Source organism: Nonomuraea monospora, assembly GCF_039531895.1.
Taxonomy (GTDB): domain Bacteria; phylum Actinomycetota; class Actinomycetes; order Streptosporangiales; family Streptosporangiaceae; genus Nonomuraea; species Nonomuraea monospora.
On the sequence record NZ_BAAAQX010000012.1, the window covers coordinates 138,144 to 159,715 of the forward strand.

Annotated in this window: 15 protein-coding genes; 7 read left to right on the forward strand and 8 right to left on the reverse strand. The window is 73.0% G+C overall.

Going from position 1 to position 21,572, the window contains the following annotated elements; all coding sequences use genetic code 11:
• Window positions 1-11: 11 nt before the first annotated feature.
• The 5 genes from ABD331_RS24385 (at window position 12) to ABD331_RS24405 (ending at window position 3,334) form a co-directional block, all read left to right on the forward strand.
• Window positions 12-944: an SPFH domain-containing protein gene (locus ABD331_RS24385; protein WP_344478761.1), complete on the forward strand. Its 933-nt coding sequence runs from the start codon at window positions 12-14 to the stop codon at window positions 942-944.
• 127 nt (window positions 945-1,071) lie between these two features.
• Window positions 1,072-1,779, forward strand: a complete 708-nt coding sequence (locus ABD331_RS24390; RefSeq protein ID WP_262380411.1) for a sirohydrochlorin chelatase — start codon at window positions 1,072-1,074, stop codon at window positions 1,777-1,779.
• 43 nt (window positions 1,780-1,822) lie between these two features.
• On the forward strand, window positions 1,823-2,371 hold the full coding sequence (locus ABD331_RS24395; RefSeq protein WP_344478766.1) for a GNAT family N-acetyltransferase: 549 nt from the start codon (window positions 1,823-1,825) through the stop codon (window positions 2,369-2,371).
• A 96-nt stretch (window positions 2,372-2,467) separates the two neighbouring features.
• Complete coding sequence (locus tag ABD331_RS24400; protein ID WP_344478769.1) at window positions 2,468-2,932, forward strand: hypothetical protein; 465 nt, start codon at window positions 2,468-2,470, stop codon at window positions 2,930-2,932.
• Between the two features lie 69 nt (window positions 2,933-3,001).
• Window positions 3,002-3,334, forward strand: a complete 333-nt coding sequence (locus ABD331_RS24405) for a hypothetical protein (protein WP_344478771.1) — start codon at window positions 3,002-3,004, stop codon at window positions 3,332-3,334.
• Here ABD331_RS24405 and ABD331_RS24410 read toward each other — a convergent pair.
• The 7 genes from ABD331_RS24410 to ABD331_RS24440 are packed head-to-tail and all read right to left on the reverse strand — an operon-like array spanning window position 3,226 to window position 16,559.
• Window positions 3,226-9,294 (reverse strand): tetratricopeptide repeat protein, encoded by a 6,069-nt coding sequence (locus tag ABD331_RS24410; protein WP_344478774.1) that lies wholly within the window; start codon window positions 9,292-9,294, stop codon window positions 3,226-3,228. The genes ABD331_RS24405 and ABD331_RS24410 overlap by 109 nt on opposite strands.
• Window positions 9,295-9,339: 45 nt before the next feature.
• Window positions 9,340-11,037, reverse strand: a complete 1,698-nt coding sequence (locus tag ABD331_RS24415; protein WP_344478777.1) for a GH39 family glycosyl hydrolase — start codon at window positions 11,035-11,037, stop codon at window positions 9,340-9,342.
• Window positions 11,034-12,533: a glucoamylase family protein gene (locus ABD331_RS24420; protein ID WP_344478780.1), complete on the reverse strand. Its 1,500-nt coding sequence runs from the start codon at window positions 12,531-12,533 to the stop codon at window positions 11,034-11,036. Before ABD331_RS24420 ends, ABD331_RS24415 begins: the two co-directional genes overlap by 4 nt.
• A gap of 11 nt (window positions 12,534-12,544) precedes the next feature.
• Entirely contained in the window at window positions 12,545-13,369 is an 825-nt protein-coding gene (locus ABD331_RS24425) for a carbohydrate ABC transporter permease (RefSeq protein ID WP_344478783.1), read from the reverse strand.
• Window positions 13,366-14,295: a carbohydrate ABC transporter permease gene (locus ABD331_RS24430; RefSeq protein ID WP_344478786.1), complete on the reverse strand. Its 930-nt coding sequence runs from the start codon at window positions 14,293-14,295 to the stop codon at window positions 13,366-13,368. The genes ABD331_RS24425 and ABD331_RS24430 overlap by 4 nt, the downstream gene beginning before the upstream one ends.
• Window positions 14,296-14,301: 6 nt before the next feature.
• Window positions 14,302-15,564 (reverse strand): sugar ABC transporter substrate-binding protein, encoded by a 1,263-nt coding sequence (locus ABD331_RS24435; RefSeq protein ID WP_344478788.1) that lies wholly within the window; start codon window positions 15,562-15,564, stop codon window positions 14,302-14,304.
• Window positions 15,561-16,559 carry a LacI family DNA-binding transcriptional regulator gene (locus ABD331_RS24440; RefSeq protein ID WP_344478791.1) on the reverse strand — a complete coding sequence of 333 codons (999 nt, stop codon included), beginning with the start codon at window positions 16,557-16,559 and terminating at the stop codon, window positions 15,561-15,563. Before ABD331_RS24440 ends, ABD331_RS24435 begins: the two co-directional genes overlap by 4 nt.
• A 147-nt stretch (window positions 16,560-16,706) precedes the next feature.
• Here ABD331_RS24440 and ABD331_RS24445 point away from each other — a divergent pair, with 147 nt between their 5' ends.
• Window positions 16,707-17,111 (forward strand): nitroreductase family deazaflavin-dependent oxidoreductase, encoded by a 405-nt coding sequence (locus ABD331_RS24445; protein WP_344478794.1) that lies wholly within the window; start codon window positions 16,707-16,709, stop codon window positions 17,109-17,111.
• Between the two features lie 38 nt (window positions 17,112-17,149).
• Here the strand turns inward: ABD331_RS24445 and ABD331_RS24450 are convergent, their stop codons facing one another.
• On the reverse strand, window positions 17,150-20,440 hold the full coding sequence (locus tag ABD331_RS24450) for a S8 family serine peptidase (protein WP_344478796.1): 3,291 nt from the start codon (window positions 20,438-20,440) through the stop codon (window positions 17,150-17,152).
• A 91-nt stretch (window positions 20,441-20,531) separates the two neighbouring features.
• On the opposite strand from ABD331_RS24450, the gene ABD331_RS24455 reads away from it, so the two are divergent.
• Window positions 20,532-21,536, forward strand: coding sequence for a TrmB family transcriptional regulator (locus ABD331_RS24455; RefSeq protein ID WP_344478799.1), 1,005 nt, complete (start codon window positions 20,532-20,534; stop codon window positions 21,534-21,536).
• Window positions 21,537-21,572 lie beyond the last annotated feature (36 nt).

The window sequence follows — 21,572 nt, forward strand, 5'->3', positions numbered from 1 at the left end:
AAAGGGTCCGTATGAGAACAGCACTGGCCATCGCCGCCGCGATCCTCGCGATCCCCCTGATCATCGGGGCCCTGGGCGGGATGGAGAGCACCGGCGGCGGCGAGGTGGCCGTCGTGCGTGACGGCGGCCCGCTCGACGACAACAAGGTCCGTCAGGTGATCGACCCCGGCTCCGGCCTGACCTGGACCGGCATGTGGTCCGCCGTCCACCTCTACCCGGCGCAGCAGCGCTTCTACACGATCACCGCCGACGCCAGGCGCGCCACCGTGCTCGGCGTGGACGTGGTGACGGTGCCCAGCAGCGACGGCGTGAACCTGGGCATCGAGGGCACCCTCTACTTCACGCTCAACCTGGATCACGAGACGCTGAAGAAGTTCGACGACAAGTACGGCACCAGGACCTTCCGCGCCGGCGACGACAACTCGCTGCATCCCTGGGACGGCGACGAGGGCTGGAGCGCGTTCTTCGGCCAGGCCGTCCGGCCCGTGATCGACAACGCGCTGCGCGGCCAGATCGGCGCCATGCGCTGCGTCGAGCTGGTGCCGTCCTGCTCGCTGCTGAAGAGCTCCGCGCTGCAGCCGCAGGACAGCAACGCCAACATCACCAAGGTGCAGGACGCGGTCAACGCCACCCTCGCCCGCGACCTGCCCGTCATGCTGGGCGGCAGTTTCCTCACCGGCCTGCGGTTCACGCTGGTCAAGGTGACGCTGCCCGCCGATGTGCAGAAGGCCGTGGACAGGTCGCTGACGGCCGCAGCCGCGGTTTCCGAGGCCGAGGCCAAGGTGGCGCAGGCCAAGGCCGAGGCGGCGGCGAACCTGGCCCGCCAGAACGGCTACGACAAGTGCCCCGCGTGCGCCGAGATCGAGAAGCTCAGATCACTGCCGCAGGGCATCACGGTGTACGCGCCCGGCAACCCGCAGTCAGTGGTCATACCGTCCAGGTAGGGGTTGTGACGGAATCGCCATCGATTCCCAGAACAAGCAGCGGCGAAACGGCATAAACTGCGCGCCTGTGAGCCTGCCTGTACGAGAACGTTCCCCTCGGCCGGGCGGCGGTCGCCACCGCCGTCCCGTGCCCACGTCCTTGCCGCCCGACGCCCCCGTGCTCGTGCTCGCCACCCCCGGCGGCACCGCCGGCGTGGCCGAGGAGATCGCGGCCGTGGTCCGGGTCGACAACCCGCAGATCGAGGTGCGCCTGACGAGCATCACCGACCTGGCGGACTCCCTGCCCGCGGGCCGCGACGCCGTCGTCGTGCCCCTGCTCACCTGGGACGATCCCGTCATCATGGCCGAGATCGGCAAGGCCGTCGCCGCCAGCGGCTCGGGGGCCGTCGTCACCGAGGCGCTCGGGCCGCACCCGCTGCTGGCCGAGGCCCTGCACATCCGGCTGGCCGAACGCGGCCTGGCCAGGGCCGACCGCGTCCGCCTGCTGAACGTCTCCAGCCCCGTGGACGCCGTCATCCTCGCCACCGCCGGCGGGCCCCGCGCGGTGCACGCCGTGCAGGCCACCGCGGTGCTCCTGGCGTCCCGGCTCACGCTGCCCGTGGTCGCCGCCTCGCTGGACAGCGACCCGGGCGTCGGCGTCGCCGCCCAGCGGCTGCGCGCCGCGGGCGCCGAGCGGCTGGCCATCGCGCCCTGCGTGATCGGTCACGAAACCCCCGCCGGCGTCGTCGAGCAGGCCGCCGCGTCGATCAACGCCGGCCACGCCGACCCGCTCGGCGCGCACAGCGCCGTCGCCGAACTTGTCGCGCGAGCTTACGGGAGTCAACTCGCCACTTGACAAGGGCTTGTAAAGATCACCGGACACGAGTTACCTTCTCCGCATGCGCCGTGTGGTCTGCAATGGCGAACGACTCGGCCTCCGTGACGTCACGGAGGCCGACGTGGCCGCCCTGCACACCGTCTACAGCCACCCCGCCGCCCTCCAGCACGCCCCCTTCGCCCCGCGCAGCCTGCGCGAAGTCACCGACCTCGTCGACGAGGCCGTCGAGGCCGCCCTGGCCGAGCCGCGCCGCCTGTACGTCCTCGCCGTCGTCGACGCCGCCCACCGCGACGTGATCGGCGTGGCCAGGCTCCGCATCGAGACCGAGCTGCCGCACAGCGCGGAGATCGGGTTCGGGCTGCATCCCGATCAGTGGGGGCGGGGCATCGGCACGGACCTCGTACGGCTGCTGCTGTCGTTCGGGTTCAAGCAGCTCGGGCTGCACCGCATCTGGGGCGCCCGGTCGCCCGCCAACCTTCCTGCCCAGCTTGCGATGTTGACGGCGGGGATGGTGGAGGAAGGGCGCATCCGGCACCATCTGAGCACGCCGCATGGGTGGCGCGACTCGATCGTGCACTCGGCGATCGAGGGTGAGTGGAGCGAGCGCTAGCCGCCCGAGGGTTGGCACCCGCTGGCGCGTGAGCCGGCGCACCCGGATTGTCGGTGCGGCGTCCTACGATGAGGCTCCTCACGGAGGGATAGTCACATGCTCGACTCGCTGATCGTGCCCCTGTTCGTCACCACGGACCTGCCGCCCGAGGCCGAGCTGGCCGAGTTCGGGGAGTTGCTCGCCGAGACCGCCCGCGTGCTCGGCCGCGAGGGAAACGGCGGCGACGGCTACGAGGCGTTCCTGGCGGGCAAGGTGTTCTGGCTGGACCGGCCTGTGCTGCCCGAGCAGCGGCCCGCCGCCGAGGGTGAGCTGCGCTTCGCCGGGATGCTCGGGTACGTCGCCGCCGCCGGGGCCGGGCACACCGCGCGGGAGGTGGTCGGCGACGTGCGCCGCGCGATCGGGGCCGCCGTGGCGAGCCGTTACGGCGACGTGGGGGTGGCGCCCGCCGTGTTCGCCATCCGCGATCAGGACGTGCGCGAGCGCACCCCCGAGACCGCCCTGTACGTGGACACGCGGGACGCGGCGGCCGAGCTGGTGAGCGCCGCCAAGTCCTACCTCTAGACCGTGGTCGGTGTCGCGTGCGATCGTGAACGAAGATCCTTCCGCGGTGGCCGGTGAGCGGGTGGCCCGATGGACTTGGAGGTTCCGGCGATGGCGGTGGTCGGCGCGATCTGCTTCGGGCTGGTGATCGGCTGGATCACGTACGGGACGTTGCGCGGGCGGCGCTCGGGCACCGGGCTCACCGAGCTGGCGGCCGTGCTGGCCGCGGTGGGCGGCGGGCTGGCGACGGCGATGCTGGGGCTGCCCGAGGTGTTCGGCGGGTACGCCGTGGGGCTGGCCGTGGGGTTCTTTGGCTATCTGGCGCTGGTGACGCTGGTGCCGGGGTCGCCGTGGGCGGGCGAGTCCGTGAAGAGGCCGACCGACACGTACGAGGCCCAGAGGTCCGGCTCGGTGGAGCCGTAGAGGTCGCGCAGGGACAGCACGGCGGCGCGGAAGGCGTGCGCCGGGGTGGTGCCGGTGCTGAGGCGGGTGTGGATGTCCCGAGTGAGGGCTCGGGTGATCTCGGCTGACACCGGCCAGAGGGTGAGCAGGGCGGCGCGGATGCCTGCGTGGAGCAGGGCGTGGGAGAGTGCGGCCATGCCGTCCCACGTGTGCGGGCTTGGCACGTCCCAGGCGTCTCGGGCGTCCTGGGTGTGGCGGAGGTCCTGGGGGTGGCGGGTGTCTCCGGCGGGTGACTGGGGCGGCGTTGTAAGGGCGGCTGTGTCGGGGGCTTCGTGGGCGGTGATGAGGGCTACGTCGGCGGCCACGTTCATGGTCAGGAGGTGGCGGGCCGTGAGGAGGCCGTCGGACAGGCGGATGCCTGAGCCGAACGGGTCCGCGTGGTCGTACACGACCGGGCAGGCCAGGTGCAGCACGTCCCAGGAGCCCTGGAGGAGATCCGCGGTGGCCTCGGGGGACGGGTGGGTGCCGAGCAGGGTGGCCGCGTCGCGGGCCTCGGCCTCCACGACGGGGCGGGCGGCCGGGTCGGCGGTGAAGGCGAGGGCCAGCGAGCCGGTGCGCGGGGTGCGGGGGCGGCGGGTCAGGCGGACCAGGGCGGTGGCGGACGGGGCGTAGGCCACCGGGAACCGTTCGATGAGCAGGTGTCCGGACGGGGACAGGGCGTGCAGGGGGATCTGGCGGAGCGCCGGGTGCGGGAACAGGTGGAGCAGGTCGATGCCGTTGCCCAGGGCCGTGAGCGCGTCGGCGAGGAGGAGGTCGGCCAGGCGGCGCCAGAGGTCGGCGCGGTGGCGGCGGGCCTCGATGTCGAGGAGGCCGGGTCTGCGGCCGTTCATGGTGCGGCGGAAGGCGTCCAGGAGGTCAGGGCCGACGGTGGTGGGGAAGGCGCGCGGCTCCGGCCAGCCCGTGCGGTGCGCCAGGACCGTCACGGTGCCCTCGCCGCAGTGGAATCCGAGCAGCGCCCTCGCTCCCCCTGTGTGGTCGGGGACGTCTACCAGGGCGTCGAGCTGGGCTCTGGTGGGTGGTCTGCCTCCGAACGCGGCCATCTGGTCGGGGTTCATGCGGCTGTCGAGGGCGTCCTGGGCGGTGTGGGCGCGGCGGAAGATGGACGCTGCTCGGTCGGGGTCGCGGGTGTTGCGGGCGATCGTGGTCAGGGTTCGGATGGTTCGCAGGGCTTGTTGCTCGGGCTCCATGAGGTCGGCGGGCACTTGGCTCGTGAGGGTTCGGTAGGCGTTGAGTTTGGACTGTTCGGCGTGGGTCCAGGCGGTCATGCCCAGGTTCAGGCGGACGGCCAGGCGGATCGTGCGGTCGCGGGCCGTCTCCAGGCCCAGGGCGCAGGCACGTTCGGCGTCGGCCAGGGCGGCGGGGAGGTCGCCGAGGCCCTCCTCGGCCAGCGAGCGGTGGTGGTAGGCGGCGGCGAGGTGGTGGTCGTGGCCGAGGTCGGACAGGAGGTCGATGGCGGTGGAGAGGCGGTGGCGGGCCTGCGTGAGGGAGGCGGTGGCCAACTCAGCGCCGACCAGGTCGCCGGTGGCGGCGCCCTCAGCGGCGGGCGGGGCGGTTGCGGGCCGGGCGGAGGCGGAAGGGGCAGTGGTGGGCGGGGTGGAGGTGGACGGGACGAGGTCGGTGGTGAGGCTGAGGGTGGCGAGGTGGGTCAGTGCGATGGCCTCTCCTGCGTGGAAGCCGATGTCCTGTGCCAGGGCGAGGGCCTCTTCCAGCCGGTCCGGCGCTCCCAGGCGGCCCAGCGCGATCAGGGAAAGGACCGTTCCGCGAGCGTGGCCGTGGGCGCGTTCCAGCTCCAGGGCGCGTTCGGCCGGCGGGACGGCCTCGGCGGTGGCGCCGCGCAGTTCGCAGGTCAGGGCGAGGTCGGCGTAGGCGGTGGCGAGGTCGGTGCGGCGGCCCAGCTCCTCGCCGATCGCGATGGCCTCGCGGTAGCAGGCGGCGGCCTCGTCCAGGTCGCCGAGCCTGAGGTGGAGGTCGGCGAGGCCGGACAGGAGCGGGGCTCGCAGCGCCCGCCAGATCGGCGCGTCGATGGCGGCCAGCCCCTCCTCGTACGCCCGCGCGGCCTCCTGGGTGCGGCCCAGGTCCGTGAGGGCGGCCCCAAGGAGGGCGAGGGATCGGACGAGTTGGGCGGGGAGTGCGGAGTCCGCGTCGCGGGCGAGGGAGACGGCCTTGGTGAGGTGGCCGGTCGCTTCCTCTGCCCGTCCCATGGCTGTGGCCGCCGCGCCGAGGTTGCGCAGGTGCTCGATCACCCGGTCGTCGCGCAGTTCGTACCCGCGCGTGGCGTAGGCGTGGGCGGCGGGCAGGTCGCCCAGCTCGCGGCAGTAGCCGGACAGCTTGGCCAGGAGATGGGACCCGTCAACGGCCACAACGCCGAGGGCCTCTTCTGCCAGGGTGCGGGCCGTGGTGAGGTCGCCGGCCGCTTCGGCCTCCTCCAGCCGCGACCACAGCTCCAGCCGCTCCACCTCCTCCCCCCGCCGCCCCTCCGCCCGCAGGGACGCCACCGCCTGGGCGAGGGTGGCCCGTCCGCGGACGAGGTCGCCCAGGCTGAGCTGGATACCGGCCAGGCGGGACAGGAGGGCGGTGTCCAGGCCGCCCGCCATGGCGGCGACGATCTCGAAGGGCGCGCCCGAGGACCGGAGGTCGGGTGCGGCGGCCAGACCGGCCAGCCCCTCCTCGAGCCGGGCCCGCGCCTGCCGGAACTCCCCCAGCGACTCCAGGGCGAGGCCGAGCTTGATGGAGGCGAGGGCCGTCAGCCGCTCCTGGCCGCCGGCGCGGAACCCGTCCAGGGCGGCCTCCAGCTCGGCGGCCTGCGCCCGCAGGTCGCCGTCACGGGCGGCGAGCGCGGCGAGGCGGTCGCGGACGACGGCTTCCTTGAGCGGGTCCTGGGAGGCCAGGCCGAGCGCCGCGTACAGGTGTTCCGCCGCCTCCTGCGGTTCCCCCAGCCGGACGTGCGCGGCGGCCCGCCCGAGTGTGGCCGTGAAGAGGGCGTCCAGGTCGCCTTCCGCGGCGGCCAGGTCCGAGGCGCGGTCGAGGTCGGCGAGGGCGTCCTCGACGAGGTTCAGCGCGATGAGGCAGGTGGCGCGCATGACCAGCGCGACCGCCTCCTTGGCCGGCGCCCGCAGCCCCGCGAACGCCTCCGCCGCCGCCTCGAACGCCTCCAGCGCCCGCTCCGGCTCACCCTCCGCGTACGCCAGCACGCCCAGGTTGTAGCGCACCGACGCGGCCCCGTCGTGGTGGGCGATCGCCTCGTACTCGCGTCCCGCCAGCTCGAACGCCATCCTCGCGCCGCTCGTGTCGCCGCGGGCGCGGCGGCGCTGGCCGAGGCGGTACCACTCGTCGGCGGGCTCGCGCCGCTGCCCCCTGCGGCGCACGATCTCCACCAGCCGGGTCTCGCAGGCCGCCGCGTGGCCGTGGTGTCCGTGCGCCGCCAGCGTGACGGCGTACGCGTCGAGCGCCCCGCACGCCTCCTCCCACTCCCCCGCCGCCTCCAGCTCCATGGCGCAGGCGGCCATGCGCTCGTTGGCGGCGGTGAGGTCGTCCTGGTCCACGGCCGCTCTGGCGGCGGGGACGAGGGCCAGGGCGGCGGCCCGCCTGTCGCCGGCGTCCTGGTACAGCTCGCGGGCTCGGGCGGCGCAGGTGACGGCGGAGGCGGGGTCGCCCAGCGCCAGGTACGCCTCGGCCGCGTGCTCGCGGTGGGCGGCCTCCTCGGCGGGCAGTCCGGCGGCCTCGCACAGGGCCACGGCCCTCAGGTGGTGTTCGACGGCTCGGGCGGGGTCGCCGGTGCGCAGGTGGACGAGGCCCATGTTGCCGAGCTGGCGCGCCTCCGCGCCTGGGTCGGGGAGGGAGTGGTGGAGGGTGGCCGAGCGGTCGTACGCCGTGAGGGCCCGGACATAATCCTGCGCGTCCTCGTGTGTCGCGCCGAGAACCTCCAGCGCGTACGCGGCCCGTCCCGCCGCGCCCGCCGACTCGAACGCCCGCACCGCCCGTTCCAGCACCCGGGCGGCGGTGCTGCGGCGGCCGGCGGCGGTCAGACGCTGGGCCGTCTCCAGGAGGAACTCGCCAGGTTCGGGCGCCCCGGCTTCGGCCACCGCGAGCAGTCTGAGCGTCACCGGCTCGTCCGGCAGGCGCAGTGCCAGTTCGGTGGCGGCCCGTGCGAGCTGTTCGTCCACGGCGGGCGGCACGTCCACGCCGGACAGCAGCGCCGCGTCGTCCTCTCCGGCCAGGGACAGCGCCTCGGTGAGGTCGCGGGCGTCGTGCTGGGCGGTGTAGCGGGTCAGCAGCGCCCTGCACAGCACCCGTTGCGCGCCCGGCTGGCCGTGCGAGGCCTTCAACGCCAGCTCGACCCCCTGCCGGGCGGCGAGCACGGCCTCACGCAGGTCCTCGGCCCGCCGCTCACCGTCCGTACGGGTGACGGGCAGGTCCTCGCCCCGCCGCTCGCCGTCCGTCCGGCTGGCGCGCAGGTCCTCGCCCCGCCGCTCGCCCTCCGTCCGGGTGGCGCGCCAGCACAGCACCTCCGACATCAGCCCGTACGCCTCCACCCGGAAGCCCGCCTGCCCCCCCACCGTGAGGGCTTCCCGTAAGACGGCCACGGTCTCATCGGCCGTCGCCGGGGTGAGGCCGAGGCGGAGCGCACGGGCGAGCAGCATGAGGGTGCCCGCCCTGGCCGGGTCCTGCGGCTCGTGGCAGGCGAGGGCGGCGCGGGCCGCGGCGATGGGTTCGGCGGGGTCGCCGCCGGTGACGACGGCCCGGCGGAGGAGGGCGTTGGCCAGGGTGGTCAGGTGCCTGGCACGGTCCGGGTGGCCGTCGGGGGCGCGTCTGGCGGCCTGGCGCAGCACGTTCACGGCGTCGTCCAGGTCGGTGAGGTCGCCGGTGACGAGGTAGCGGCGCCAGCGGCGCTTGCCGAGCAGCCCGAGCCGGACGAGCGGGTCGGCGCCGAGCCCGCGGGTGCTCTCGTCGGGCGCGACGCGCAGCGCTTCGAGCATCTCGGTGGCGGCTTCGAGTGAGCGTTCGTCGCCCGTGACGACGTACCACTCGATGAGCCCCGACGCGTACGGCGCCACGACGCCGGGATGCGCCCACTGCTCGTGCCAGAAGTCCAGCGCGCACTGCCCTGCCCTGATGAACGCCAGCAGGTCGCCGTCCGCGTATGAGGCGGCGGCCCGCGCCTGGGTGAGGTCGACCAGGGTGAGCAGCGCCTGGGACCGCTCCCGGCTGCGCGGCGGCGTCTCGGCCGCCGCCACGTACGCCCTGACCAGCTCCTCGTCGTCGGGCGCCGCAGAGCCGAGCGCCGTCGCCAGCTCTCCGGCGTGGGCGGCGTCGCCGAGCGCGGCTCGCAGCAGGACGTGCACCGCGTCGCCGATGACGCCGCGTTCGCCGGTCATGGCGTGCAGGCGCACCAGCCCTGCGCCGACCAGGCCGAGCGCGCCGGACGCCCAGGAGGAGTCGGCGGAGCGCATGGACTCCTGGAGCAGCAGCCGCGTCAGCCGCTCGCTCACCTCGGGCGAGGGGTGCGCCATGGCGCGGCGGACCAGCGCGTGGATGAGCAGCCCGACGTGCCGGTACGCGGCCGGATCGACGTGCCCCAGCACCTCCTCCACCAGCCCCGCCCAGGTGTCGGCCGACTCGCCCGGCGGCACGTTGGAGCCGCGCAGCTTCTCGGGCAGCCGGCCGGGGTCCAGCACGGCCACGGCGGCGAAGAAGGCGCCGGCCACCGCGGCGTCCTGGGTGGTCTGCGGGTCGAGCCGGTAGCGGGCCAGGTGCAGGATGCCGATCAGCCGCCAGGTGACCGCGTCGGTCCGGTCGCCGGCGCACGCCCGCATCGCCTGCTCGGCCTCGGACAGCGCCGCGGGCTCCCAGATCAGCTCCGGGTCCGCGGCCTGTTCGAACCGCTCGATGCGGGTGGCCAGCGCCCTGGCCGGTTCGGTCATGGGCACAGGCTCTCACCGGCGTGCGCTCGCGTACAGGACCGTCACTCAGGGTGTCAGCTCCACGAACGACACACCCGGCATGGGCAGGTCGAACGCCAGGCTGACGGCCGGTCCGGTGACGGTGGCGGGCGGGGCGAGCGCGTCGAGGCCGTCGGCTTCCGCGAGCGCCTCCCACTGCTCGCCGGTCGGCCAGTCGCCGCCGCCCATCGCCTCCCAGGCCGCCTCCACGTTGGTGTGGTGGGCGTCGATGCGGTGGTGGGTGAGCGTGTACGCGCGGCGCTCCAGCCCTTCGACGGCCAGCGTGACGGCGCGGGTCAGCTCGGGCGCGCCGGTGGACTGGGCGCTGTTGAGCGTGCCGTTCCAGACGAGCACGCCGACCCGGCCGTCGGGGTGCCTGGCGGCCCACGCCTCGACGCCCGCGACGTCGCCGTCCACCTCGGCGGCCAGCTCCGCGTCGCCCAGCCGCTCGGCGAGCGCGAGGGCGTGGAAGCGGGGCTTGCGCAGGTTGCCGACGGTCAGCAGGCCGAACCCGCCGTGGAAGAGCCGGGGCGGCCTGCCCACCTCCTCGAAGTGGTCGGAGGCCACCCAGTGCGACAGCGCGGCGATCCGGCCGGCGGCGGACTTCATGCCGTGCAGCACGAACGCCGCCCCGAACGGCCCGTCCCCGATGCCGTGGAAGTGGGTGGGCGTGGGGCCCCACTCGGTCCACCAGATCGGCACGTCCCGCCCGTGCGCCGCCAGGACGGGACGCCAGTCGAGCGGGGCGTTGCCGTAGGTGTGGGTGGAGACGAAGTCGAGCGCCGCACCCGACTCGGCGACGTGCGCGAGCAGCTCCGCCACCCAGCCGTTCGCGGCCGAGGCGGGGCCGCCGACCCGCAGGTCCGGGTGCACGTTGCGGACGGCGGCGGCGGTGACGTCGTAGAGCAGGAAGTACTCCTCGCGGGTGCCGGACCAGAAGACGTCCAGGTTGGGCTCGTTCCACACCTCGAAGGGCCAGTGATCGACCACCTCGCGCAGGCCGTAGCGGCCGATCAGGTGCTCGACGAGGGCTCTGACGAGGTCGGCCCACGCCTCGAAGTCCTTGGGCGGCGAGATGACGGCCGCGTAGTCGAAGACGGTCCTCGACGGGTCGGCGGCCAGGTCGCGGGGCATGAAGCCGAGCTCGACGACCGGCCGCAGGCCCAGCGCGACGACCCGGTCGTAGACGGCGTCCACGCGGGAGAAGTCGTAGGGCTCGCCGTGCCGGTAGACGCCGAGGTCGTCGCCGAGGATGGCGTGCGCGCGGACGGTGGCGACGCCGAGCTGCTCGCGCACGATGCGCAGCGCCGCCGTCAGCTCCTCGCCGATCGGCCTGCCGCCGGTCTCGTCGGTGCTGAGCAGGTGGGACAGGTGCTCGGAGCCCACCATGTACGCCCACGGCCTGGGCAGCTCGCGGGTCGCGCGTCCGGCGTCCACCCGTACCGAGACCTCGGCCCCGTCCCCGGCGGGCAGCGGCGCGGCCTCGATCGGGGCGCAGAAGGGGCCCTGGGCGGGGGTGAGGGCGGCCACCGTGTACGCGGCGGGCCCGTGGCCGGTGTCGACGAACCGGCAGGACGGCACGGCGGGCACGTCCACCTCGGCGGGGACGGCGGGCGCGCCGTCCCGGTGCACGAGGTAGCCGATGGCGCCGGGCACGGGCTCCCAGGTGAGTGTGACGTGCCCGACCCCTGGGAGCGCGGTCAGACCGCCAGGTGCGTCGGTCATCCGACCTCCCAGTTCTCGAGCCCCATCACCGGCCTGAGCCGCTCTTCCACGCCCGACCCGCCGAAGTAGCGGTGCAGGCCGCCGCCGGTGAGCACGTTGCCCAGCGCCGCCATGGCCATGCCCTGGTCGAGCGCCAGGTACCACTTGGACACGACGCCGGAGCGGACGGCGATGGCGTCGTAGAACCCGCCGGGCCCGTAGGCGTCGAAGTCGCGGCGCAGCTTGGCCAGGTTGTCCAGGGCGGCGCGCTGGGCGTACGGCAGCGCCAGGAAGCTGGCGTGCGGCGTGACGACGCCGTCCCCGTACGCGGCGGGCGGCGGCTGGGCGGGCCGGCAGCCCTCGTAGCCGGGGTCCACGCTGGTCCGCTCGCGGTCGGAGGGGTAGCCGGGCTCGTCCATGCCGAGCTGGTCCACGCCGTAGACGTTGTAGCCGCCGTGCGGGTCGTTGGACGGCGAGAAGCCCCAGTAGCCGTACTCGGCCTCGTTCAGCCCGTGCTCGATCTGGCCGCGCACGAACACGGGGTGGTTGCGGCCCCAGCTCCTGGGCGCCCACTTCGCCTCGGGGACGACCAGGTCGGGCATCAGGGCCTCGAACATGGAGCCGCCCCAGTTGGGGACGTACCGCATGCCGCGGTACTCGTAGGTGCCCTCCCAGACGTTGACGCCCCTGTACTGCTTCCACTCGCCGACGGGCTTCTGCTCCTGCCAGCCGTAGTCGCAGGCGTTGTCGGGGAAGGTGCGGTAGGGGCCGAAGTAGCTCTCGGCCGGGAGCTGGCCGAGCGCGATGCCGATGTACTGGCCGATGCGGGTCTCGGCGGGGGCGCCGTAGTGGTGGCAGGTGGAGTAGACGGTCACGCCGGTGCCGGCGTAGTCGGTGGGGGTGTTGCAGTCCCTGGGCGGCGGTTCCGGCCAGAAGCCGCCGCGCAGCAGGCCGGTGCCGGCGTCGGGGCGGGCGGCCGGGTCGTAGTAGGCGGTGAAGTCCATCGAGTCGACCAGGGTGTTCGCCGTCTTGGCGTGGGCGGGGACGGCGTTGCGGATCATCATCAGGGCGGCGGCCAGCCAGCCGTTGTCCACGCTGGAGGCGAACGGGTGGATCGGGTCGCCGGAGTCGGGGAAGCTGCGGGCGAGCTGGAGGGTGGCCGGGTCGTACCAGTTGTAGAACTGGCCGGTGGGGGCGTTGCGCTCCAGGCGGGCCAGCGCGTCCAGCACCCTGCCGATCCTGGTGGCGGCGTCGCGGGCGGTGATCAGGCGCAGGTCGCGGGCGACGAGGGTGCTCCACACGTACGTGGCGATGTTGGTGGGCGAGGTGATGCGGACCCTGGTCTTCAGGTCGCCGGTCACCTTGTCGGCGGGCAGGCCGGTGGCGGGCTCGACCATGGCGGCCATCGACCGCCAGGTGTCCCTGGCGTAGCGGTGCAGGGTGCTGTCGGCCTGCGCGGGCGCGGCCGTCACGCCCAGGGACAGCACGAGTAAGCAGGACAGGACCGTCTTGCGCATGGGGTGCTCCTCTACTTGAGGCCGGTGGTGGCGATGCCCTGGATGAAGAAGCGCTGCAGGAAGACGAACAGGAACAGGATCGGCGCGATGACCACGACCGACCCGGCGACCAGCAGGTTGTAGTGGGTGCCCTCGTTGCCGTTGAGGATGTTGAGCGCGACGGGCAGGGTGTACAGGTCCTCGCTCTGGGCGACCACGGCCGGCCAGAGGAAGTTGTTCCACGAGCCGAGGAACGTGATCAGCCCGAGGGTGGCGAGGGCGGGCCCGCACAGCGGCAGGATGATCGTGAAGAAGACGCGGAACTCCCTGGCGCCGTCCACGCGGGCCGCGTCGATCAGCTCGTCGGGCAGCTCGGCGATGAACTGCCGCATCATGAACACGCCCAGCGGCGTCACCATGGTCGGCAGGATGATCCCGATGAACGTGTTGACCAGGCCGAACCTGGCGATCAGCACGAACTGCGGCATCATCACGACGATCGCGGGGATGGCGAGCTGCACGAGCACCAGGCCGAAGGCGAGGTTCTTGCCGCGGAAGGAGAGCTTGGCGAAGGCGTAGCCGACCATGGAGCAGAACAGCAGGTTCGTGGCGACCAGCACGAGCGCGATCAGCATGCTGTTGGTGAACGCGGTGCCGAGGTCCACCCGCCCGAACAGCTCGGCGAAGTTGTCGAGCGTCCACGTGTGCGGCCAGAACGTCGGCGGGTCGCGCCTGATCTCGCTCTCGGGCTTGAACGAGCTGAGCGCCGTCCACAGGAACGGCCCGGCGACCAGCGCCAGGCCGGCCGACAGCCCGAGATAGATCACCGCGCGCTGCCGCCTGGTGGTCCTGTTCATCGGTTCCTCCCCAGCCTGAGCTGCAGGACGGCGAGCGCCACGATCACCGTGAACAGCACGGTCGAGGCGGCTCCCGCGTAGCCGTAGTTGCCGACGCCGAACTGGCCGAAGATGGCCAGCGAGGCCGACAGGGTGGCGTTCAGCGGCCCGCCCCTGGTCATGACGAGGGGCTCCTCCAGGAACTGCATGAAGCCGACGGAGCTGTAAACGGTGCAGAACAGCAGCACGGGGCGCAGCGACGGCACGGTCACCGCGTGGAAGCGGGCCCAGCGGCCGGCGCCGTCCACGGCCGCGGCCTCGTACAGCTCTCTCGGGATGGTCTGCAGGGCGGCCAGCAGCACGACCATGTTGAAGCCGAAGCTGCGCCAGGCCGTCATCACGATGATCGAGGGCAGCGCGGTGGCCTCGTTCTCCAGCCAGTTGGGGCCCTGCGCGCCGGCCAGCCCGAGCAGCCGGTTGACCAGCCCGGCCTCGGGCTCCAGCAGGAACTTCCAGGCGACGGCGATGCCGATGATGCTGGTGATGTTGGGCAGGTAGTAGCCGAGCCGGAAGAACGCGGCCGGCAGGCGGGCGATGCCCGTGTTGAGCAGCACGGCGGCGGCCAGGCCGAGCCCGATGGTCAGCGGCAGCGCCGTGACCACGAAGATCACGGTGTTGAGCGCGGCCCTGCGCATGGCGCCGTCGTTCATCAGCCGCAGGTAGTTGTCGACGCCGACCAGGTTGACGCCGAGCGGGTCGGCCACGTCGGTGCTGCGGAGGTCGGTGAAGCTCATCCCGATGCCGACGAGCAGCGGCCCCAGGTAGAACACCGCGAACAGCACCACGAACGGCAGGATGAAGACCCAGCCGACGCCCGACCGGCGTAGGGCGCCCCTGACCTTGACCGGTGCGGGGGCGGGCGGCGCCTGTCTCGTGAGCACGGCCATGGCGCGCTAGAGACCGGTGCCGATCGTGTCGGCCTGCGACTGGATCGCCTTGGCCGTCTGCTCGGGCGTGGACCTGCCGCGGGCCAGCTTCTCCAGCTCGGCCTCCAGCACCCTGGCCACCTGCTCCCAGGTGGGGAACGGCGGCGGGGTCCTGGCGTCCTTGAGCTGCTCGCCGAAGACCGCGAGCTGCTCGTCGGCCTTCAGCTCGGGCTCCTGCCAGGCCGCCTGGACGGCCGGCAGCGCCTTGACCGTGGTGTACCACTTGGCCTGCACCTTCGGCTCGCTCAGCCACCGGATGAACGTCCAGGCGGCGTCGCGGTTCTTCGCCTTCTTGAACACCGCCATGTCCGCGCCGCCGACGAAGCTCGTCGCCGAGACGGGGCCCCTGGGGTAGGGGGCGACGTCGAACTTGCCGGCGAAGCCCGGCCCGCCGTCGTCGTTCAGCACGCCGATCATCCACGGGCCCGAGTAGAAGGCGCCGACCTCGCCCTTGATGAAGGTCTGCGGGAAGGCGTTCGCGGGGGTGTCGGTGGGGGCCAGCTTCTGCTCGAACAGCGAGGCGTACTGCTTGAGCGCGGTGACCGCCTCGGGGGTGTCGAAGGTGTACTCGCCGTCCTTGACGATCTCGCCGCCGGCCTGCCAGATCAGCGGCAGCACCTCCTGCCAGGAGGCGCCGAGCTGGTAGCTCTGGTTGAAGCCGCGGCTGGCGCCGCCGTCTTCCTTGAGCGCCCTGACGAACGCGGTGAACTCCTGCCACGTCGCGGGCGGCCCTACCTTGGCCTTCTCGGCCTGGTCGGTGCGGTAGTACAGGACGCGGGTCTCGACGTACCAGGGCACGCCGTACGCGGTGCCGTTGATGTCCACGGTCTGCCAGGCGCCGGGGAAGAACGCCGACTTGTCGACCAGGTTGCCGGGGGTGGGCTCCAGCGCGCCCGTCTTGGCCAGCTCGCCGGACCAGGTGGAGCCGATCATGCTCACGTCGGGGGTGGCGCCGCCCGCGATGGCCGAGGTGATCTTGTCGTGGGCCAGGTCCCAGCCGATGGCCGTCACGTTGATCTTGACGCCGGGGTTGGCGGTCTCGAAGTCCTTGACGAACGCGCCGAGCGCCTTGCCCTCCTCGCCCATCGCCCAGACCGTGACCTCCCCCGCGGCCTTGCCGGTCGTGACGTCCCGCGCCTGCTCGGGAGCGGAGTCCGTGCCGCGTCCGCAGCCCGCGGCCACGATCGTGAGCGCCAGCACGCCCGCGGCGCGCCGGGTGGTGGTGTTCATGCCGATACCTCCTGGGGGTGCTGACCGCAGCTTGAGCGGACGACCAGCTCGGTGGTCAGGACGATGTGGCTCGGGGTGTCGCGGGCCCCCGTGATCAACTCGTCGAGCGCGCGGGCGGCGCGGGCGCCCAGCTCGCGCATCGGCTGCCGTACGGTGGTCAGCGCCGGGCGGGCGTGGCGGGCGGCCATGATGTCGTCCCAGCCGGTCACGGCCACGTCGCCGGGCACGTCCAGGCCGAGCTCCTCGGCGGCGAGCAGCGCCCCCAGCGCCACCTCGTCGTCGGAGCAGATGATCGCGCGCGGCCGGCCCGCGCCCTTGAGCAGCTTGGTGGCGGCCTCGTGGCCGCACTCCACGGTGTACTGGCCGGTGCCGACGGCCTCGATCGCGCCGCCGAGCACGCCGCGGACGCCCTGCCAGCGCTCGTCCACGTCGTCGCGGCTGGTCAGCGGGGCGCCGAGGAAGGCGTAACGCTCGTAGCCGTGCTCGCGCAGGTGCGCGGCGAGCGCCCGGGCCGAATCGGTGTTCTCACTGCGCAGGGTGTCGGCGCCGGGCAGCGGGTCGCGGGAGACGAACACCAGGCGCACGCCGAGCCGTACCAGCTCGGCGACCAGCGGCTCGGGCACGGTGTGGCCGAAGATGAGCATGCCGTCCACGCGGCCCGCCAGGTCCTTGATCAGGTCGCCGACCCTGGTGCGGCCCTTGGTGGACAGGATGACCACCGAGCGGCCCAGCTCGGAGGCGACCTCCTCGTAGCCGAGCAGGACCTCGGCGTAGTACGGGCCGGCCAGGTCGGGGAAGACGACGCCGTTGGCGGCGTGGCGGCCCTCGGCGAGGCTGACGCCCAGGCGGCTGGGCGTGAAGTTGAGCTCCTCGACGGCCTTGAGCACCTTCTCCCGGGTACGGGCGGCGACGGGGCCGGTGCCGCGCAGGGCCCTGGACACGGTGGCGATCGACACGCCCGCTCGTCTGGCCACTTCGTAGATGGTCACGTCCATGGAGCTGCGGCTTCCTTTCGTGTAAGCGCTTACAGCAATTCGTGAGTGAAAGCGCTTACAGAAATGTACGTGCCAACCACGTTAACTTCTCGTCCAGACCGCGTCGAGTAACGGTGAGGTCACGACGAGCGTGGGTAGGTCGCCAGCATGCTCTACGGAGAAGAACACGTCCGGCGTTACCAGGAGACCGACGGCGAGGAGGGCCACGACTGGAACAACACTGTCGTGCTCCTGCTGACCACCAAGGGGCGCAGGACCGGCCGCCCGTTCACGACTCCCCTCATCTACCAGCCGTTCGGCGACGACTACCTGGTGGTCGCGTCCAAGGGCGGCGACCCCGACCATCCGGGATGGTTCAAGAACCTGACGGCAGATCCCGAGGTCGAGGTGCAGGTGAAGGGGGACAAGTTCAAGGCCAGGGCGCGCACCGCCACACCCGAGGAGAAGCCCGAGATGTGGCGGGCCATGGCGCGGACGTGGCCGGACTACGACGAGTACCAGAAGAAGACCGACCGGGAGATCCCGGTCGTCGTGCTCGAACGCACCACCTGACCTGACGGAAGGCCCCGCCTCGGCGGGGCCTCCCTGTCCTACTTGATCCGGTACGCCCGGATGACGGTCTCGGTGAAGGCGTTGCCGCCGCTGTCGGCGGCCTTGACGCGCAGCGAGGCGAACTTGCCGCGCGCCTGCGCCGGGTGCCAGGTCCCGGCGGACCACTCGCCCTTGCCCGACGGGTGCACCAGCGTGGGCAGCCAGGTGCGGCCGTCGTCGTAGGAGATCTCGGCCGTCAGCGTACGCAGCTTCAGGTCGGGCGAGCCGACCTGGCGCTGGACGCGCAGCGGGATGCTGATGGGGCCCGCGGCGGCCTGGTTGTTCTCGTCCAGCCCGGGTTCTGCCTTGACGGCCAGCAGCGGCAGCAGTTGCCGCTCGCCCGCCGCCGGGGTCTTCGACCTGAACCGCCACTCGGCGCTGACCCGGGTGGACAGCGCGGTCATGGCCGGGTCGCGGTCCGCGGTCATGGTCAGCCGGTATTCGCTCTCCTTCCGCTCGGCGGGCACGTCGATCCAGCCGGGCAGGTAGTCGGCGGTGCTGAAGATCTCCTTGCCGTCGCGGTAGAGCCTGGCCCGCGGGGCCGTGTACGAGGTGAAGGAGTGGCGGTCCAGCCTGCCGTCGTCGAACAGCGAGGTGCTGAACTGCATCAGGTTCTCCTCGCGCCAGTTGTAGTCGCCGTCCGGGTTGAGCGCGGCCCCGAGGACGGCGCCGTTCCAGCGCTCGGTGCTCTTCTGGCCCGCCCGGTAGACGGTGGTCCGGCCGAAGAAGAACTGGTCGAGGTCGTCGAGGCCCTCCGGCGGGAGCTTGTACTGGGCGAACGACGGGTACCAGCCGGTGTCGCCCGGCGTGTAGTACTCGGTCCTGCGGAACGGCAGCGGCACGTGGGCGACGTGCACGTACGGCATCCAGGCCAGCTCCGTCCCGTAGAGCACGGGCAGCGCCATGTGCTCGCCGGTCTTGCCGTCCCGCTGGGCGGCGTAGGTGGAGTCGACCTGGGCGAGGTCACGGCGGCGCGGCCGGTAGCCGGGGTCGGCGGGGATGCGCGGCTCCGCCTTCATCAGGTGGTAGAAGTACGGGCTGTCGTCGTAGGTGCCGTCGCCCTTCGGCTTGGCCCACTGCGTCCACCGGTAGTAGGCGAACTTCTTGCTGGCCGTGCGGGTCGTCGGGATCGCCTTGACGCCTTCGACGCGATCGGCGCCCCACTGGCCGGCCAGGTCCACGTCCACGCCGAGGGGCTGCTTGCCCTCGACGAGCTGCAGCATGCCCAGCATGCCGATGGCCAGCCGCGCCGTCGGCTCCTCCGTGCGCACGTCCACCGGCTTGGCGCGGCGGGCGTCGGCGGTGACGGTGCGGTCGCCGTCGAGCGTGAACTCCGGCTCGGCCGCCATCACCAGGGTGCCGTCGTGGTCGGACATCAGGAGGACGACCGTGTAGCGGCGGCCCTTCAGCAGCCGCAGGTCCAGGCTGCCGCTCGCGATGTCGTAGTTGGTCTGCTCGCCCGACTCGACGTCGATGACGCCGGCGAAGGCGAGCTGGGCGGGCTTGCCGTCGCTGCCGGTGAAGCGCAGGCCGAGGCCCCTCTTCTCCGGCTCGACGCGCAGGCCGATCCCGGTGCGCACGGTGACGTCGCCGCTCCTGGCGATGACCGTGCCGCTGAACAGGCCGATCGCGTCCGGCTTGGCCGTGACCTCGACCTCGGCGGCGCCGTGCGCGGGCACCTCCAGTGCGTCGGCGCCGAGGGTGAACGGCGTGGCGCTCTGGCCGTGCCCGTCCTTGGCGACCACGCTCAGCTCCAGCCGGACGGCGGCGTCACCGTCGTTGCGGTAGGTGAGCGTGCGCTGCTTGGGCGCGGTGTCGGGCAGCTCGACGTCGCCCATGCCGAGGGAGGCGGGCTCGGTCGTGATCCGCTGGCCGACGGCGCGGGCCACGTCCACCCGGCCTGAGCCCTGCACGTAGGCGCCCAGCTCCTCGCCGGGGGCCGTGGAGGCCATCAGGGCCGCTTTGACGCGGCCGGCCTTCCAGTCGGGGTGCAGGCCGGCCACGATGGCCGCCGCGCCCGCCACGTGCGGGGTGGCCATGGACGTGCCGCTCATCTCCGTGTACTGGTCGCCGCCCTCGGGGGCGTTCGCCCTGGCGGCGACGATGCCGACGCCGGGGGCGATCAGGTCGGGCTTGACGGCGGCGTCGCCGGGGCGCGGGCCCGTGCTGCTGAACTGGGCGACGGTGTCGGCGTCGCGGTAGGAGGCGCCGACGGACAGCGCGGCGTCGGCGCTGCTCGGGGAGCCGAGCTGCTGGGGCCCGTCGTTGCCCGAGGCGATCACGAACAGCGTGCCGTACTCGGCCGTGAGGCTGTTGACGGCCTGCTCCAGCGGGTCGACGCCGGGGGCGTCGGGGCCGCCGAGGCTGAGGTTGGCGACGCGGGCGCCGTTCTGGGCCGCCCAGGTCATGCCCTCGACGATGGCCGAGTCGGCGCAGTAGCCGTCCTGGCCGCAGACCTTGCCGATCATCAGCTTGGCGCCGGGGGCGACGCCCTTGCGCGTGCCGCCCGAGGCGGCGCCGGTGCCGGCGATCGTGGACGCGACGTGGGTGCCGTGGCCGTTCAGGTCGCGCGTGTCGGGCTCGGCGGTGAAGTTCCCGGTCTTGACGACCTGGCCCTTCAGGTCAGGGTGGGCGGGGTCGTAGCCGGTGTCGAGCACGGCGACGGGGACGTCCTGGCCGGTGTGACCGGCCGCCCAGGCGGTGGGGGCGCCGATGTGCGGCACGCTGACGTCGAGGGAGACCTTGGCCTTGCCGTCGAGCCAGATCTTGGCGGGGGCGGCGGCGGTGCGCGCCTGGCCGGTCAGCGACTGCCAGAGGGCGCCGTCGCGGGGCTCCTGCCTGGCGACGCCGTTGACGGCGGGCAGCGGACGCCCGCCCGCCGCGCGCAACGTGGCCGCGTCGGCCCCGTCCGGGTAGGTCAGGATGAGCGGCAGGCGCGGGCTGGCGGCGTCGTCGTAGCCGAGCGCGGCGAGCCGGGTGACGTCGAAGAGGCGGGGGTCGAGCGTGCCCGCGGCCAGCAGCGGCATCGCGTCCACGGGCACGATGCTGAGCCCGTCGGCGGACCTGCGTCGGACGAAGTCGATCTTCTCCCGGCCGGGGCCGGCGGCGACGTCGAGCTGCGTCTGCTTGTCGGGGAGCTCGCGGAGGGTGACCTTGTCGCCGGTGATGAGCGTGATCGTCTTCGCCGGTTGGAACGTGGTGGAGGGCTGGGCGGGCGCCGCCTGGGCCGGTACGGCGATCGCCGTGGCGGCCAGTAACACGACGCCCAGGAGGGCCGTTCTCTGTTGCACATCCCGTTTTCTATTTGTCAGTGAAATTTGGTGACAAGGTGGTGTCTGTGGCCTATTGCGGCAACTGCCGGAAACGGCCAAGATCGATCCCGTGCAGGAAGACGGCCGCGCGCTGGAGATCGTCGGTGTCAGCGCGTTCGACGAACGGATCTACCGCGGCGTGCTGGCCTGCCCTGGCATCACCGTCCAGGAGCTGGTCATGCGCACCGGCGAGAGCGCCGGGCGCGTCCAGTCGTCACTGAGCAGGCTGCGCGCCAAGGGCTTGGTCAGCCGCCTGTGGGGGCGTGCGCCCCGCTGGACCGCGACCAACCCGGGCACCGCCATCCGCTCGCTCGTCCGCGACATGCAGAGCGAGCTGGACCTGCTCACCGACACGGCCGACGAGCTCGAAGCCGCCTTCCGCGACGTCGGCACCGACCCCGCCGGCGGCGACCAGTTGGAGGTGCTCGCCGGGCCCGAGGAGCAGGCCCGCTGGTACGTCAGGCTGCAGCAGGAGGCCAAGGAGGAGGTGCTCACCTTCGACCGGCCGCCGTACGTGCTGGACTACCACAACCCGCTGCAGACCGACCTGCTGCGCAACGGCGTGCGCTACCGCACCATCTACGTGCCGGAGGCGTTCGACCACGCCGGGGCGCTCGACGAGGTCGGCAGCCTCATCAGGGCCGGTGAGGAGGCTCGGATCCTGCCGTGGCTGCCGTTCAAGATGGCGCTCGTCGATCGGTCGCGGGCCGTCATGCCGCTGCACATGGAGCCGCCGCTGACGCGCGGGGTGCTGATCAGGGGGTCCACCATGGTCGTGGCGCTGGTGGAGCTGTTCGAGCGGCTGTGGCGGGAGGCGCTGCCGGTGCGGCCCGAATTGTGGTCGCAGGGGTCGCCTGAGCTGGCCCCGGACAGCGATCCCGGCGCCGGGCTGAGCTTGGATGATCGGCGGCTGCTGGCGTTGCTGGCCGCCGGGCTCAAGGACGATGCCATCGCCCGGCAGCTCGGGACCAGCCCGCGCAGTTTGCGGCGGCGGCTGCGGCACCTGCTCGACGAGCTGAACGCCGAGACGCGCTTCCAGGCGGGCGCCCAGGCCAGCCGCCGCGGCCTCGTCTGAGCCGCCGCGACGGGGCGCCGACTCACGATCCCGGCG

Bases quoted from the DNA above. Each gene is read 5' to 3' on its own strand.
- ABD331_RS24440 (WP_344478791.1), bottom strand. From the start codon at position 16,559: ATGGACGTGACCATCTACGAAGTGGCCAGACGAGCGGGCGTGTCGATC.
- ABD331_RS24430 (WP_344478786.1), bottom strand. From the start codon at position 14,295: ATGGCCGTGCTCACGAGACAGGCGCCGCCCGCCCCCGCACCGGTCAAG.
- ABD331_RS24445 (WP_344478794.1), top strand. From the start codon at position 16,707: ATGCTCTACGGAGAAGAACACGTCCGGCGTTACCAGGAGACCGACGGC.
- ABD331_RS24435 (WP_344478788.1), bottom strand. From the start codon at position 15,564: ATGAACACCACCACCCGGCGCGCCGCGGGCGTGCTGGCGCTCACGATC.
- ABD331_RS24395 (WP_344478766.1), top strand. From the start codon at position 1,823: ATGCGCCGTGTGGTCTGCAATGGCGAACGACTCGGCCTCCGTGACGTC.
- ABD331_RS24425 (WP_344478783.1), bottom strand. From the start codon at position 13,369: ATGAACAGGACCACCAGGCGGCAGCGCGCGGTGATCTATCTCGGGCTG.
- ABD331_RS24410 (WP_344478774.1), bottom strand. From the start codon at position 9,294: ATGACCGAACCGGCCAGGGCGCTGGCCACCCGCATCGAGCGGTTCGAA.
- ABD331_RS24400 (WP_344478769.1), top strand. From the start codon at position 2,468: ATGCTCGACTCGCTGATCGTGCCCCTGTTCGTCACCACGGACCTGCCG.
- ABD331_RS24405 (WP_344478771.1), top strand. From the start codon at position 3,002: ATGGACTTGGAGGTTCCGGCGATGGCGGTGGTCGGCGCGATCTGCTTC.
- ABD331_RS24385 (WP_344478761.1), top strand. From the start codon at position 12: ATGAGAACAGCACTGGCCATCGCCGCCGCGATCCTCGCGATCCCCCTG.
- ABD331_RS24415 (WP_344478777.1), bottom strand. From the start codon at position 11,037: ATGACCGACGCACCTGGCGGTCTGACCGCGCTCCCAGGGGTCGGGCAC.
- ABD331_RS24420 (WP_344478780.1), bottom strand. From the start codon at position 12,533: ATGCGCAAGACGGTCCTGTCCTGCTTACTCGTGCTGTCCCTGGGCGTG.